Here is a 14,592-nt window from a genome sequence, read left to right on the forward strand (position 1 = left end):
GGTGCGACTCCTCCTCGATCTCGACGGCACCCGCTCCGACATCGACCTCGGCCGCCACCGCGACTCCGCGACACTCGGCGAGCTGATCGCCACCGCCACCGGGCACCGCCTCCCGCCCGGGACGGCCCTCGCCGTCGACACCGCCCTGCATCCTGTGGAGACCCGGCTGGCCGATCTGCTGCTGCTCGAGGGAACGCGGATCGCCCGCTCCCCCCTGCCCCGACCTGCCGCGGCCCGCGGGTGGACGGCCGTGCTGTCGGGCGGTCTCGGCGCGGGAGCCGTGGTCGAGATCCCGCGGGGCCGTGCGCTGATCGTGGGCCGCTCCCCGCACGCCGACGTCGTCCTCGACACGGCGAGCGCCTCCTGGGAGCACTTCTCGGTGACCCGCGAGGGCGACGGCCTGCGGGTGCGCGACGCCGACAGCACCAACGGCACTCTGGTCGACGGCGTCTCCGCGACCGGGGACGGGGTCCTCGTCTCCGACGCCGTGGTCGTGATCGCCGGTGGGGCGGCTCTCCGACTGCGCCCCGCGCCTCCCGAGCTCCTCGCGCCCGAGCCGGGGAGCACGGACAACGTCACCGCGACGGCGACCGTGCCCTTCAACCGGCCGCCGCGACCGGGACGTCCGGCGGCCGGCGAGGCGGTCGTCCCGCCGGCCCGCCTCGAGATCGCCTCCGCCACGACCTTCAGCGTGATCACCGTCGCCGCGCCGCTCGTCCTCGCCTTCGCGATGGTCCTCATCATGGGCGATACGCGCTACGCCCTCTTCGCCGCGCTCAGCCCCGTGGCCGGGGTGGGCCTGTGGTTCGAGCAGCGGCACCGGCACGCCCGAGCGACCCGGTCCGAGGAGCAGCGCTACGGCGAGGCGCTGCAGACGCTCCGCGACGACATCGCCCGTTCCGCGCGTGTCGAACGGGCCCGCCTCGAGGAGGACGCGCCCGACCCGGCGACGACGATCCGCCGGGCGGCGCTGCCCGCCACGTCGCTGTGGCAGCGGCGCGCGACCTCCGCCGATGTGCTCCGCCTGCACATCGGCGTCGGCGACGTCCCGTGGTCTCCCCCGCTCGATCAGCGCGGAGTGCCGCGGCTCGAGGAGGAGGTGCGCGCGATCCTCGCGGTGAGCGTCGTCCCGAGCGCGCCCGTGTCCATCGATCTCGCGGACTCGGGCGTCGTCGGGATCGTCGGCGACCGCGAGGGCGGCCTCGCTCTGGCGAGGAGCCTGCTCTGCCAGGCGGCGGTCCACTGCGGTCCGGCCGACCTGGCGATCGGGGTGTTCTGCGACCGGCGACGCGACTCCGACTGGAGCTGGGCCTCCTGGCTCCCCCACACGCGTCTGCCCGGGGGCGGACGCCGACTCTCCGACCGGCGCGACCGCAGCTCCGAGCTCCTCCGCGCCCTCCGCGAGGAGGACTCGCCGCGCATGCTCCTGGTGCTCGACTCCGACGTGCTGACCGAGGGACGCGCCGCTCCGGCGCGCGAGCTCCTCGGACTCGGCCGCGGCGAGCGCGAGACGGCGATCCGGATCTCCGGCCTCGTGCTCGCGGCGTCGGAGGAGCAGCTCCCAGCCTCCTGCACGGTCGTCGTCCGGGTCGGAGCTGACGCCTCAGCGGTCCTCTCCCGGCCCGACGAGCGGATCACCGTCGAGGACGTGGTGCTCGCCGGTCTCGCCTCCTCCACGGCCGAGCGCTGTGCGCGCGACCTGGCGCGCTTCGAGGACCCGGAGCTCGTCACCGCGGGGGCGGCTCTCCCCGCGCTCGTGCGGCTGCCGCCGCTCCTGGGCGCCGATCGTCCGACCGCCGCGGACGTCCGGGGGTGGTGGTCGAGCGCCCGGGGCGTGCGCGCGCCCGTCGGCTCGTCCGAGCACGGTCCGCTCGTGCTCGATCTCGTCGCCGACGGCCCGCACGGCCTGGTCGGCGGCACCACGGGCTCGGGCAAGAGCGAGTTCCTGCGCTCCTTCGTGGCCGGCCTCGCGGCCTGGAACGATCCGACGCGCCTCACCTTCGTGCTCATCGACTTCAAGGGGGGTGCAGCGTTCGCGTCCTGCGAGCGGCTCCCGCACACGATCGGCACCATCAGCAACCTCGACGCCCAGCTCGCCGACCGCGCGCTGCGCTCGCTCGAGGCCGAGATGCGGCGTCGTCAGCGGCTCTTCGCCGCCGCCGGCGAGGGTGTCGACGACCTCGACGCGTACTGGGCCACCTCGCCGCCGGAGCCGATGCCGCGGCTCCTGCTCGTCGTCGACGAGTTCGCCGTTCTCGCGAAGGAGCATCCCGACGTCCTGACGTCCCTCGTGAGCGTCGCCGCGGTCGGCCGGACGCTCGGCGTGCACATGATCCTCGCCACCCAGCGTCCGGCCGGAGTGGTGAACGACGACATCCTCGCCAACACCAACCTCCGCGTCGCCCTCCGGGTGCAGAGCCGGGACGACTCCGCCGACGTGATCGGAGTCGCGAGCGCGGCCGGGATCTCCCGCTCCCAGACCGGCCGGGCGTATGTGAAGCGTGGCCAGAACGACATCTCGCCCGTCCAGACGGCGCTGGTCACCGGTCGAGCGGAGGCGGCGGCCGTCGAGGCGATCGAGGTCCGCCCGGTCGGACCCACGGGCGTCCCCGTCGAGGGCCCCTCCCCTGTCGCCGCCGACGAGACGGCCCCGACCGATCTCGACCTCCTGATCGACGCGGTGGTCGAGGCGGACGCCGCTTCAGGCTTCGGCCCTCCCCGCCCGATCTGGCCGGAGCCGCTCGAGGACACCGTGGCCCTCAGCGGGTTCGGCGCGGAGGAGTCCGACCTCGGTCGCGTCGTCGGCGACGTCCTGCACGTCGCACTCTCGGACGACCCCGACCGGCAGCGCCGGACGCCGACCGGCTGGGATCTGGGCGAGGGGAACCTGCTCCTCATCGGCATCCCCGGCAGCGGCACCAGCACGGTGCTCGCGTCGATCGCACTGACGGCCGCCCGCCACTTCCCTCCGGACGAGCTCGACCTCTACGTCCTCGATGCCGGTTCCCGCGACTCCGCCCCGCTCGCGCGACTCCCGCACACCGTCTCCTACGCCGGAGCAGGTGGCGGATCCCACGAGAAGCAGACCCGGTTCCTCCGTCACCTGGGCGACGAGGTGCGCCGGCGCCGAGCATCGCCCGGGGGCCACCGGCGTGCGCTGGTGCTCATCGACGGACTCGCGACTCTGAAGGACGAGTTCCAGGACTGGGAGGGCCTGGCTCTGATGGAGGCGTTCACCCGCGCCTACGCCGACGGACCGGAGCTCGGCCTGCACTTCGCGGTGACGAGCACCCGGGCGAGGGCGATCCCCTCGGTGATGGAGGAGGTCACGACGCAGAAGTGGCTGTTCCGCCTCGCCGACCCGCAGGACTACGCCGCCGCCGGGGTGAAGCCGGTGCAGGCGCCGGCAGCGGTGCCGGGGCGCTGCGTTCTCACCTCGTCGCTCCTGCAGACGCAGGTCGCGACTCCGAGGGCCGGTCTCGACGACGCGATCGCCGAGCTCGCGGCCGCCTGGCCGGATGCGCGCGGCAGGACGAGCACGGTCGGCACGCTTCCCGACAGGGTCGCCGTGAGCGCGCTCGGGATCGAGGCCCGCTTCGATCGCGAGCCGTGGCTGCTCCCGATCGGCCTCGGCGAGTCGGACCTCGCCCCGCTGGCGTTCCAGGTCTTCGAGGGCGAGCACGTCGTCATCGCCGGACCCGCCCGATCGGGCAAGTCGACCGTGCTGCTCGCCCTGGCCGAGGCGGCGCGGGCCGCCGGCTCGGTCGCCGTCTGGGGAGTGTGCGATCGACGCTCCCCGCTGAGGCGCGCCGACCTCGACCGACTCGCTGTGGGCGCGGAGGAGCTCCGCACCCTCCTCGCGTCGCTGTCGACGGAGGAGGGCCCCGTGCTGCTCCTCCTCGACGACGCCGAGCGCTGGGACGACACCGACCAGGCGCTGATGAGGCTGGTCTCGTCGGGTCGCCCGGGACTCTGCGTCGTGCTGGCCGGCCGGTCGAGCGAGCTCCGCAGCCATTTCGGGAACTGGACGAAGAAGGCGGCGGCCTCCCGCTCCGTGCTGCTGCTCCAGCCCGACGTCGACAACGACGGCACTCTCCTCGGCGCGCAGATCCCGCGGCGCTTCCCCGTCCCGCCCACGGTGGGCCGGGGCTTCGTCAGCCTCGACGGCGAGATCCACTTCGTGCAGTCGGTCTCGCCGACGCCGGCGGACGGCGGCTGATCAGCGCCCTCGGGCGGGTGATCGCGCCTCCGCCACCGAGTCGATCGGCGCGTCCTCCTCGAGAGCGCTCCGATCACTCCGAGACGCACCGATGGAGGTGCGCGGAGGAAGGAGCGAGGAGACGACGAGCACGTCCCGCCCCCGCTCGCCGGAGCACGCAGGGGCGGGACGGCCGGTCAGCTCCCTCCGCCGGCGGCGAAGATGTTCTGCGAGATCGTCGCCAGCTGGCCGCGCAGCTCCTCGAGCTCCTGCTTGGCCTTCTCGAGGGCCGACTTCGTCTCCGGCCAGGTCGACGAGCGGAACTGCGAGGCCAGCGGACCGTCCCAGACGTTCGGATCGGACAGTGTCCGCCCCTGTGCGTCGAGCCGGCTGATCTGATCGGCGAGGCCGCCGTTGACGATCGACTGGATCTGCTGGATCGCGGACTTCGCCTCGTCGGTCGAGAGAACACGTGACATGGATCACACCTTTCTACCCCTGCGGACGGGACCGTCCCGACCGCTCCCCACTCCACCAACGTTTCATGAGGATGTCTCGTCATGGTAGAAGGCAAGACAGCACAGACGGCTCGCGTGGCGTCGACGGCTCGACACTGGCGCGGGAGGTCGACTCACTCGCGAGTGGTGATCGCGAAGGGACTGCTCGAGAGGTCCGAGAACGCGCCCACGCGGGCGCGCAGCTCGCAGGACGGAGTCACCGTGAGGGCGGTCACCGTCAGCCCGTCGGACGACACGGCGACCGCGCCGCTGCAGCCGTCGCTGAAGCGAACGCCCTCCACTCCGCCCGCGGTCGCCTCGAGCATGCTGCTCGCCGGCGCGGACGACGGCGTCGCGAGCAGGGGGTTCACGGGGTCGGCCCCGCTCGGCCAGACCGGCACCAGCGTCACCGGCAGCGGGGTCCGGCCGACCGTCCGCGCGGGAGTCTCGATCCGCACATCCCGCAGCCGCTGCACGGGATACGCCGTCCCGGTGACCGCAGGGTCGGCCACGGCCTGTGCCGTCGCAGACGCTGCCGCCGCCAGCCACCCGTCCAGGGCGCTCTGCTCGGCCACCGCGATCGGCACGGTCGCCGTGACGTCGACGATCCCCTGCGCCGGGACGTGCAGGTCCGTCAGGCTCCAACCGCAGCCGACCCCGACTCCGGTGACGCTCGGCCGGTTGCGCACCGCCGTCACTCCGGACCAGCTGGCCGCGGGGCACGCCGCCGCGGCGTCCGGGCCCGGCAGCACCTCGAGGAAGGACCCCGAGAGGGGCGCGCTCTGGGCGGAGTAGGAGATCTCGACGACCACGGCCCGTCGCTCCGCGTCCCAGGTGGCCGATCGCGTCACTCCGAGGCCCGTCGGCAGCGGCCGGTCCTGCTGCCGGGCCGACAGGTCGGCATCCGGCGCCGAGGCCCGTGCTCCGCCGCCGCGCGGCTGGACGGCGAGGAGCACCGCCCCGATGAGCAGGACGCCGGCGCCGAGGGCGGCGAGGATCATCCGCAGACGTCCGCCGCGCCCCCGCCGAGCTGGAGCCTCGAACGGCCGTTCCGCCAGGCGCAGCTCCCGGCGCGGCACCGGGCGGAGCACGGTCGCCTGCGATGACGGGCCGAGCTCGGGAGCGGGCCCCTCCTCCACCGGCTCCGACGACATCTCCACCGCCATCCCGCGGAGGACCGTGCCCGGGCGCTCGGCCTCCTCGAACTCTGCCACGCCCGCCGCGAGCGGCAGCGCCGGCAGCCCGGCCAGTGCCGGGGAGAGGCGTCGCAGGATCCCCGCCGCCTCCGCAGCCGTCGGCCGCGACGCCGGATCCTTCGCGAGCATCCGGTCCAGGAGCGACGCGAGCCGCGGCGGCAGCTCCAGCGGCGGCGGGAGCATCGCGACGTGCCGGTAGGCGACCGCGACGTCGGCGCCGGGGCCCGCGAACGGGGTCCGGCCGCACAGCAGCTCGTAGAGCAGGATCCCCGTCGAGTAGACGTCGCTCGGCGGGCCGGCCGCTCCGGTGGCGAGCATCTCGGGCGAGAGGTACTCCGGCGTCCCGATGACGCCCGTCGTCGCGCGCGGCCCCTCGGCGACCACGTGAGCGATGCCGAAGTCGGAGACGCGGACGGCGGAGCCCGCATCGTCCGCACCCTCCGCGAGCAGGACGTTGTCGGGCTTCACGTCCCGGTGGACCGTGCCGATCGCGTGCGCGGCGGCGAGAGCGTCGAGGATCGAGGCCGCCACGGACAGCGCATCGACCGCCGGGAGCGTGCCCTCGTCCCGCAGCAGCTCCCGCAGCGATCCGCCGCCGACGAGCTCCATCACGATCCCGAGCATCTCCCCCTCCACGACGAGGTCGAGCACCTCCACGACGTGCGGGTGTCGCAGACGGGTGAGCACCGACCTCTCACGGACGAACCGCTCGACCAGGCCCGCGTCGTGCACGTGCTCACCGCGGAGGAGCTTCGCCGCGCGGTCCGGCCCCTGCGCGTCGGCGACGCGCCACACCTCGCCCGCGGCGCCCGAGCCGATCCGCTCGAGCAGGCGGTAGCGCGCCCCCAGCGGATCCCCGGCACTCCTCGCCACGCCGCCTCCTTATCCGAGCTTCCGTCATCTTCGAGAGGAAGAATAGCGGAGACCGCTCGGGCGGATCAGCGGTGGCGCATCGGCCTGATCAGAACCCCTCGTTGGCGCGCGGAGCGTAGTCGGCGCCCAGCGCCTCCAGCTCGTCGGCGGTCAGCTCCACGTCCAGCGACGCGACCGCGTCGTCGAGGTGGTGGAGCTTCGTGGCTCCGACGATCGGAGCGGTGACCGCCTCCTGCTGCCGGACCCAGGCGAGCGCCACCTGCGCACGGGGCACGCCGCGCTGCTCGGCGATGCGTGCGACGGTCGCGACGGTCCGCCGGTCGGCCTCCTCCTGCTGGCGGTAGAGGGTGCCGCCGAAGACGTCGGTCTCGGTGCGCGCCGTGGTCTCGTCCCAGTCGCGGGTGAGCCGGCCCCGGGCGAGCGGCGACCACGGGATCACGCCGACTCCCTGGTCGACGCAGAAGGGGTGCAGCTCGCGCTCGTCCTCGCGCTGGATCAGGTTGTACTGGTCCTGCATCGAGACGAACCGCGTCCAGCCGCCCAGATCCGCGGTGTACTGCGCCTTCGCGAACTGCCACGCCCACATGCTCGAGGCGCCGATGTAGCGCGCCCTGCCCGAGCGGACGACGTCGTGGAGCGTCTCCATCGTCTCCTCGATCGGCGTCTCGGGGTCCCAGCGGTGGATCTGGTAGAGGTCGACGTAGTCCGTGCCGAGACGCCGGAGGCTGTCGTCGATCGCGCTGAGGATGTGCCGCCGCGAGAGGCCGCCGCCGTTGGGGCCGGGGCGCATCCGCCCGTGGACCTTCGTGGCGATCACGACCTCCTCGCGGACCGCGAAGTCCGCGAGCGCCCGGCCGACGAACTCCTCGCTCGTGCCGTCGGAGTAGACGTCCGCCGTGTCGAACGTGGTGATCCCCAGGTCCAGCGCCCGCCGGAGGAAGGTCCGCGACTCCTCCTCACCCATGCTCCAGCCGTGGGCCCCGCGGTCGGGAGCGCCGAAGCTCATGCAGCCGAGGACGATCGAGGAGATCTGCAGGCCGCTGGAGCCGAGTCGGGTGGAGTCCATGCGCGTCGCTTCCGTGTCGAGGAGGGGGTCCCTCCAGCGTCGCACCCGCGAGCGGCGGCGCGCCAGCCGTCCGACTACACGGTCGGATCGCGACGAGTGGCGGCGACCACGCTCGGGAGGAACAGCGCGACGACGGCCACCACGGCCGGCGCCAGCAGCGCCCAGCCGATGTCGGGCACGGCGTACTGGCCCTGGAAGGCGCCGAGCGCCACGGCCATCATCACCAGCTGGATCGTCAGCGCCGACGCGCGCATCCAGCCACGCCGTCGCACGGCGCCGAGCGTCGTCGCGGCGGCCCAGCACACGGCGATCAGCGCGAGGACGACGATGGCGATCCCTCCGCCGACCGTGTCGGCCCGGGTCGTCAGCAGCTCGAGCACGAGCCACGCCGCGACCCCGGCGACGGCGAGCGTCTCGAGGGCCAGGACCGCGATCAGCGCCACCAGACCGAGCGGCCGGGAGGCGATCGGGCGGGGTCCGCGGGACCCGTTCGCGTCAGCGGTCACAGGCACATCCCATCCAGGACTCTTGATTCGGGCTCATCCCCGTGACAGGCTAGTCCAGTTCGTTTCACCGCTCACAGGGTCGTGGGTTTCCGCCGATGTGAACATCCGATCCCGCCGCGCCGTCAGGCACGGGGGCGAGCCGGATGACCAGCACTGGAGCCGGGTGGCCGACGCAGTGCTCGCGCATCGCGTCGAGTGCACCGGCAAGAACCGAGCGTTCTCCCGTCCACCACCCCGATCCACCCCGCGCTCCAGCACGGGGCCTCGTGGCGTGCGCCGGTGAGGGCGCGGAGGTCGAGTACTGGTCGGGATCGTCGGCGTGGATCGATCATCCCACCCGAACACTGCGTGGTTCCTCCACGCACGCCTTCACACAAGGAGCACCCGCATGGACTGGCGCGACAAGGCCGCTTGCCTCACCGCAGACCCCGAGCTTTTCTTCCCGGTCGGCAACACCGGCCCGGCCGTAGACCAGATCGAGAAGGCGAAGTCGGTGTGCGCACGCTGCACCGTCACCGAGGTCTGCCTCCAGTACGCCCTCGAGACCGGCCAGGACTCGGGCGTGTGGGGCGGCCTCAGCGAGGACGAGCGTCGCGCCCTGAAGCGCCGCGCCGCCCGCGCACGCCGCGCCTCCTAGGCGCACGAGCCGCTCGGCGGCACGAACGATCCCGACCCCCGTCGCCTCTCGGCAGCGGGGGTCGCGTCGTCTCCGGGCTCAGGAGCGGGCGCGCTCCAGCCACCGCAGCGGCACCTCGATGGTGACCTCGGTGCCGCGCCCGACCAGCGTGTGCCAGTCGATGGTGCCGCCGAGCTCGCCCTGGATGAGCGTGCGCACGATCTGCGTGCCCAGGCCCGATCCGACCTTGCCCTCCGGCAGCCCGACGCCCGTGTCGCGCACCTTCACCGTGAGCTCGTCGTCGCTGCGCGAGGCGACGATCTCCACGTCGCCCTCCCGTCCGGCCAGGCCGTGCTCGACGGCGTTGGTGACCAGCTCGGTCAGGGCGAGCGCGAGCGGAGTCGCGTACTCGCTGGGCAGGTTGCCGAAGCTCCCCGTCAGCTTCGGGTGCACCGTGGTGTTGTGGGTCGAGGCGACCTCGGCGATCAGCAGCAGCACCCGGTCGAAGACCGCGTCGAAGTCGACGTTCTGGTTCAGCCCCTCCGAGAGCGTGTCGTGCACGACCGCGATGGCGGCGACGCGGCGCATCGCCTGCGTGAGCGCCTCCCGGGCGAGGTCGGAGTGGGTGCGCCTGGCCTGGATCCGCAGCAGCGAGGCCACGGTCTGCAGGTTGTTCTTCACGCGGTGGTGGATCTCGCGGATCGTCGCGTCCTTGGTGATGAGCTCCCGCTCCTGGTGGCGCAGCTCCGTCACGTCGCGGCACAGGACGACGGCGCCGACCCGCTCGCCGCGGTCGCGGATCGGGATCGCGCGCAGCGACACCGTCACTCCGCGGGCCTCGATGTCGGTGCGCCACGGCGCCCGGCCGGTCACGACCAGCGGGAGCGACTCGTCGATGACGACCTTCCCCGCGATCAGCTTCGTGGTGACCTCGGCGAGCGACTCCCCCTCGAGCTCGTCGGCGAAGCCGATGCGGTTGAACGCCGAGAGGGCGTTGGGGCTCGCGAACGTGGTGACGCCGTCGACGTCCAGGCGGATCAGTCCGTCGGACGCGCGCGGCGCCCCGCGACGAGGACCGGTCGGCGCGCCCAGGTCCGGGAAGTCGCCCGAGGCGATCATCGAGAAGAGGTCGTTCGCGCAGTCGTTGAACGTCAGCTCCTGCCGGCTCGGCGTGCGCGTCTCGCTGAGGTTGGTGTGGCGCGTGACGACCGCGATGGGGCGGTCCGTCGTGCCGCCGTCGGAGGCCCCCAGGCGGCGCAGGACGGGCACCGCGCGCACGCGGGTGGGCGTCTCCTCGAACCAGTCCGGGGCGGAGGTGTCGACGATCCGCGCGGTCTCGAACGCCTCGACGACCTGGGCGCGCCACTCCGACTTGATCCTCTGCCCGACGAAGTCGCGGTAGAAGAGCGTCGCCGCGCTGCTGGGGCGCGCGTGGGCGACGGCGACGAAGCTGTCGTCGGCCGTGGGCACCCAGAGCACGATGTCGGCGAAGGCCAGGTCGGCGAGCAGCTGCAGGTCGCCGACGAGCAGGTGCAGCCATTCGACGTCCGCTTCGTCGGATCGGCCGTGGGAGAGGACGAGGTCACTGAGGGTCGACACCCGACAAGCCTAGGGCGCGGCCGGGCGGTGCACGCCGGGCTCGCTGTCCACAGCTCGGGACGGCCGACGATTATCCACAGTCTGCGCCTCTGCCTTCCATGAGCATCCCTCGACTGCTTCGATGAGGTCGTCCTCGCGTGCCGACCCAGCGCGCCCCGCCCGTCGAGCAGAGAGGTGACCCGGACCCGTGAACAGCTCGTCCTGCCCCAGGAGATCGCCGCATGAGCCTTCCCCTCCACGCCTTCGACTACCGCACCCTCCCCCTCGACCCCGAGGCGGCCGTGGAGCGGCTCACCCTCGCGGAGTTCTTCGCCCCGCAGCCTGCGACCCGCGCGGAGCTGCCCGAACCGGAGCCCCTGCTCGCCCGGCTCACGCACCTCGTGATCGAGATCCTCGAGGGCTCGCGCGAGATCGACCAGATCGCGCGGTGGCTGAGCGACGAGGTCTACCACCACCTGCAGAAGCGGGTCGTGCTCGCGGCCCGCGCCCGCAGCCTGCGGAAGCGGACGGCGCAGCGCGTCCCGTTCACGGTCGGACGGGTGATCGTCACGGAGCCGCGGGACGGCGTCGTCGAGGGAGTGGTCCTGGTGCATCACCGCGCACGGAGCCGGGCCGTCGCGATCCGGCTCGAGGGCACGGACGCGCGCTGGCGTGCCACCGCGATCAACGTGCTGTGAGGAGCGGGTCAGCGCTCCCGGACGGCCGCACCGGCCGGGAGCACGATCTCCACTCCCCTGTCGCGCAGGGCCTCCTCGAACTCCGGGGGCGGCGGTGACGAGATGATCCGCGCGATCGAGCTCCGCGACCTCCTCGGGGACGGCTTCACCGCCGCCGACTACGACCACATCGGCGGACTCCCTCCCCAGCCCGGCTCGCAAGCGGTGTGCGCAGCGGTGGAGTCGGCGCTCGAGGCCTGCTGCGTCCCCGGGCTCGTCCTCGAGACGGACCGGCCGACGACGATCGGCCTCGGCGACACCTTCGCCGGCGGCTTCGTCTCGGCCCTCGCGCGCGGCGAGTCCTGACGGCGGGCGAGGCGGGCTCCGAGCCTCCGCAGGAACGCCGACGGCCCCGGACACCCGCTGCTGCGGGACCGGGGCCGTCGGCGTCGTCCGGGGAGGACTCAGCGGCGCTTGGACTGCGCGCGCCGCTCCTCGCGGTTGGCGGGGGCGTCCGAGCCGCCCGGCTTCTGGCCGAAGGCGCCGGTCGTCGGAGTCTCCTCCGCCTCGCCCTCGGGAAGCGCCTTGCGGGCCTCCTCGGCGCGGGCCTTCGCGGTGGCCGCCTGCTGCACCTGTCCGCGCTGGTCGCGGACCTCGACGCCGCCGGTGTCGCTCGGGGCCGAGTAGCTGAGCTTCTCGGCCGGAGCGACCGGCTGAGCGAGGCCCTTGGCCGCGACTCCGGCGACCTCGCCCTGCTTCTGGGTCACCTCGACCTCGAGGTTGAAGAGGAAGCCGACGGTCTCCTCGCGGATCTGCCCCATCATCTGCTGGAACAGGGCGAAGCCCTCGCGCTGGTACTCGACCAGCGGGTCGCGCTGGGCCATCGCGCGCAGGCCGATGCCGTCCTTGAGGTAGTCCATCTCGTAGAGGTGGTCGCGCCAGCGGCGGTCGATCACCGAGAGCACGACACGGCGCTCGAGCTCGCGCATGGCGGGAGAGCCCAGCTGCTCCTCGCGGCGCTGGTAGGCGAGCTGCGCGTCCGAGAGGATCTCGCGGCGCATGAACTCCTTGTTGATGCGACCGCGGCTGCCCGCCTCCTGCACCACCTCGTCGATGGTGAGGCTGATCGGGTACAGCGTCTTCAGCTCGGTCCAGAGGGCGTCGAAGTCCCAGTCGTCGCCGTTGCCGTCGCCGGTGTGCACCTCGAGGATCTCGTCGATCACGTCGACGAGGAACTTCTGGGTGCGCTCGTGCAGGTCGTCGCCCTCGAGGATGTGGCGGCGGTCCGAGTAGATCGCCTCGCGCTGGCGGTTGAGGACGTCGTCGTACTTGAGGACGTTCTTGCGGATCTCGGCGTTGCGGGCCTCGACCTGCGACTGGGCGCTGCGGATGGCGCGCGAGACGACCTTCGACTCGATGGCGATGTCGTCCGGGACGTTGCCGCGGCCCATGAGCGCCTCGGCGGCGCCGGAGTTGAACAGGCGCATGAGGTCGTCGGTGAGCGAGAGGTAGAAGCGGCTCTCCCCCGGGTCGCCCTGGCGCCCCGAGCGTCCGCGGAGCTGGTTGTCGATGCGGCGCGACTCGTGGCGCTCGGTGCCGAGCACGTAGAGGCCGCCGGCGGCCTGGACCTTCTCGGCCTCCTCGCCCACCTTCTCCTTGACGGCGGCGAAGACCTCGTCCCACGCGGCCTCGTACTCCTCCGGAGTCTCGGAGGGGTTCAGGCCCTTGGCCGTCATCTCGGAGACCGCGAGGAACTCGGCGTTGCCGCCGAGCATGATGTCGGTGCCTCGACCGGCCATGTTGGTCGCGACGGTGACGGCGCCGAGGCGGCCGGCCTGGGCGACGATGGCCGCCTCCCGCGCGTGGTTCTTGGCGTTCAGGACCTCGTGGCGCACGCCCTTCTTGGCGAGCAGGCGCGAGAGGTACTCGCTCTTCTCGACGCTGGTCGTGCCGACGAGGACCGGCTGCCCGGCCGCGTGGCGCTCCGCGATGTCCTCGACGACCTGGGCGAACTTGACCTGCTCGTTCTTGTAGACGAGGTCGGCGTTGTCGATCCGCTGCATCTTGCGGTTCGTCGGGATCGGGACGACGCCGAGCTTGTAGGTCGACATGAACTCGGCGGCCTCGGTCTCGGCCGTTCCGGTCATGCCGGAGAGCTTCGCGTAGAGGCGGAAGTAGTTCTGGAGCGTGACGGTGGCCAGGGTCTGGTTCTCGGCCTTGACCTGCACGCCCTCCTTCGCCTCGATGGCCTGGTGGATGCCCTCGTTGTAGCGGCGTCCGGCCAGGATGCGGCCGGTGTGCTCGTCGACGATCAGGACCTCGCCGTTCAGCACGACGTAGTCCTTGTCCTTCTTGAACAGCGCGCGCGCCTTGATGGCGTTGTTGAGGAACGAGATCAGCGGGGTGTTCGCCGACTCGTAGAGGTTGTCGATGCCGAGGTAGTCCTCGACCTTCTCGATGCCGGGCTCGAGGACGCCGACGGTGCGCTTCTTCTCGTCGACCTCGAAGTCCTCGCCCTCGTCGAGGCGCTTGGCGAGGTTGGCGAACTCCGCGAACCAGCGGTTCGCCTCGCCCGACGCCGGTCCGGAGATGATCAGCGGGGTGCGGGCCTCGTCGATGAGGATCGAGTCGACCTCGTCGACGATGGCGTAGAAGTGGCCGCGCTGGACCATGTCCTGCGCCTGCCACGCCATGTTGTCGCGGAGGTAGTCGAAGCCGAACTCGTTGTTCGTGCCGTAGGTGATGTCGGCCGAGTACTGCTCACGGCGCTGCTCCGGGGTCTGGCCCGAGAGGATCACTCCGGTCGTCATGCCGAGGGCGCGGAACACGCGCCCCATCAGCTCGGACTGGTACGACGCGAGGAAGTCGTTGACCGTGACGATGTGCACGCCGCGGCTGGCGATCGCGTTGAGGTAGGCCGGGAGGGTCGCGACCAGCGTCTTGCCCTCTCCGGTCTTCATCTCGGCGATGTTGCCCAGGTGCAGGGCGGCGCCGCCCATGAGCTGCACGTCGAAGTGGCGGAGGCCGAGCGTCCGGCGCGAGGCCTCGCGGACGGCGGCGAACGCCTCCGGCAGCAGGTCGTCGAGGGACTCGCCGTTCGAGTAGCGCTCGCGCAGCTCGACGGTCTCGTTCTTCAGCTCCTCGTCGCTGAGGTGCGTGAAGTCCTCTTCGAGGGCGTTGACGGCCTTCGCGTAGTTCTCGAGGCGGCGGATGACCCGCCCCTCCCCGACGCGAAGGACCTTTTCGAGGACAGAGGCCACGGGGTACTCCAAAAAAGTAGAAGACAGGAGTCGCGCGCCGGAGCGCGGACCGCGACCAGCCTAGCCGGGGCGGGCGGCGAGCGGTCGGGGCGACGCGTCCGCCCTGGGCGGACTCCCTGCCTGGG

The 14,592-nt window shown here is 72.5% G+C and carries 10 protein-coding genes; 4 read left to right on the plus strand and 6 right to left on the minus strand.

Features of this window, described 5'->3' with window-relative positions:
• The first annotated feature begins 1 nt into the window (after position 1).
• Entirely contained in the window at positions 2-4,219 is a 4,218-nt protein-coding gene (locus C5C99_RS03950; RefSeq protein WP_104339625.1) for an FtsK/SpoIIIE domain-containing protein, read from the plus strand.
• A gap of 176 nt (positions 4,220-4,395) precedes the next feature.
• Here the strand turns inward: C5C99_RS03950 and C5C99_RS03955 are convergent, their stop codons facing one another.
• The 4 genes from C5C99_RS03955 to C5C99_RS03970 form a co-directional block, all read right to left on the minus strand.
• Complete coding sequence (locus tag C5C99_RS03955) at positions 4,396-4,677, minus strand: pyrophosphorylase (RefSeq protein WP_104291592.1); 282 nt, start codon at positions 4,675-4,677, stop codon at positions 4,396-4,398.
• Positions 4,678-4,829: 152 nt separating this feature from the next.
• Complete coding sequence (locus C5C99_RS03960; RefSeq protein ID WP_104339626.1) at positions 4,830-6,764, minus strand: serine/threonine-protein kinase; 1,935 nt, start codon at positions 6,762-6,764, stop codon at positions 4,830-4,832.
• Between the two features lie 88 nt (positions 6,765-6,852).
• Entirely contained in the window at positions 6,853-7,830 is a 978-nt protein-coding gene (locus tag C5C99_RS03965; RefSeq protein WP_104325363.1) for an aldo/keto reductase, read from the minus strand.
• Positions 7,831-7,904: 74 nt separating this feature from the next.
• Positions 7,905-8,336 carry a hypothetical protein gene (locus C5C99_RS03970; RefSeq protein ID WP_258059261.1) on the minus strand — a complete coding sequence of 144 codons (432 nt, stop codon included), beginning with the start codon at positions 8,334-8,336 and terminating at the stop codon, positions 7,905-7,907.
• A 388-nt stretch (positions 8,337-8,724) separates the two neighbouring features.
• Here C5C99_RS03970 and C5C99_RS03975 point away from each other — a divergent pair, with 388 nt between their 5' ends.
• A complete protein-coding gene (locus C5C99_RS03975) occupies positions 8,725-8,973 on the plus strand; it encodes a WhiB family transcriptional regulator (RefSeq protein ID WP_055788231.1) in 249 nt (82 codons plus the stop codon).
• A 78-nt stretch (positions 8,974-9,051) separates the two neighbouring features.
• Here C5C99_RS03975 and C5C99_RS03980 read toward each other — a convergent pair whose 3' ends face one another.
• Positions 9,052-10,551: a sensor histidine kinase gene (locus tag C5C99_RS03980; RefSeq protein WP_104224128.1), complete on the minus strand. Its 1,500-nt coding sequence runs from the start codon at positions 10,549-10,551 to the stop codon at positions 9,052-9,054.
• Positions 10,552-10,772: 221 nt separating this feature from the next.
• Between C5C99_RS03980 and C5C99_RS03985 the strand changes: the two genes are divergently transcribed.
• Positions 10,773-11,228, plus strand: coding sequence for an Rv3235 family protein (locus C5C99_RS03985; RefSeq protein ID WP_219812255.1), 456 nt, complete (start codon positions 10,773-10,775; stop codon positions 11,226-11,228).
• 102 nt (positions 11,229-11,330) lie between these two features.
• A complete protein-coding gene (locus C5C99_RS03990; RefSeq protein ID WP_104283367.1) occupies positions 11,331-11,573 on the plus strand; it encodes a hypothetical protein in 243 nt (80 codons plus the stop codon).
• A gap of 98 nt (positions 11,574-11,671) precedes the next feature.
• Here C5C99_RS03990 and secA read toward each other — a convergent pair whose 3' ends face one another.
• Positions 11,672-14,467, minus strand: coding sequence for a preprotein translocase subunit SecA (secA, locus tag C5C99_RS03995; RefSeq protein ID WP_104225488.1), 2,796 nt, complete (start codon positions 14,465-14,467; stop codon positions 11,672-11,674).
• Between the last annotated feature and the right edge of the window lie 125 nt (positions 14,468-14,592).

It is taken from the genome of Rathayibacter sp. AY1C4 (genome assembly GCF_002932195.1).
Taxonomy (GTDB): domain Bacteria; phylum Actinomycetota; class Actinomycetes; order Actinomycetales; family Microbacteriaceae; genus Rathayibacter.

Bases quoted from the DNA above. Each gene is read 5' to 3' on its own strand.
- C5C99_RS03955 (WP_104291592.1), bottom strand. From the start codon at position 4,677: ATGTCACGTGTTCTCTCGACCGACGAGGCGAAGTCCGCGATCCAGCAG.
- C5C99_RS03965 (WP_104325363.1), bottom strand. From the start codon at position 7,830: ATGGACTCCACCCGACTCGGCTCCAGCGGCCTGCAGATCTCCTCGATC.
- C5C99_RS03975 (WP_055788231.1), top strand. From the start codon at position 8,725: ATGGACTGGCGCGACAAGGCCGCTTGCCTCACCGCAGACCCCGAGCTT.
- C5C99_RS03985 (WP_219812255.1), top strand. From the start codon at position 10,773: ATGAGCCTTCCCCTCCACGCCTTCGACTACCGCACCCTCCCCCTCGAC.
- C5C99_RS03990 (WP_104283367.1), top strand. From the start codon at position 11,331: ATGATCCGCGCGATCGAGCTCCGCGACCTCCTCGGGGACGGCTTCACC.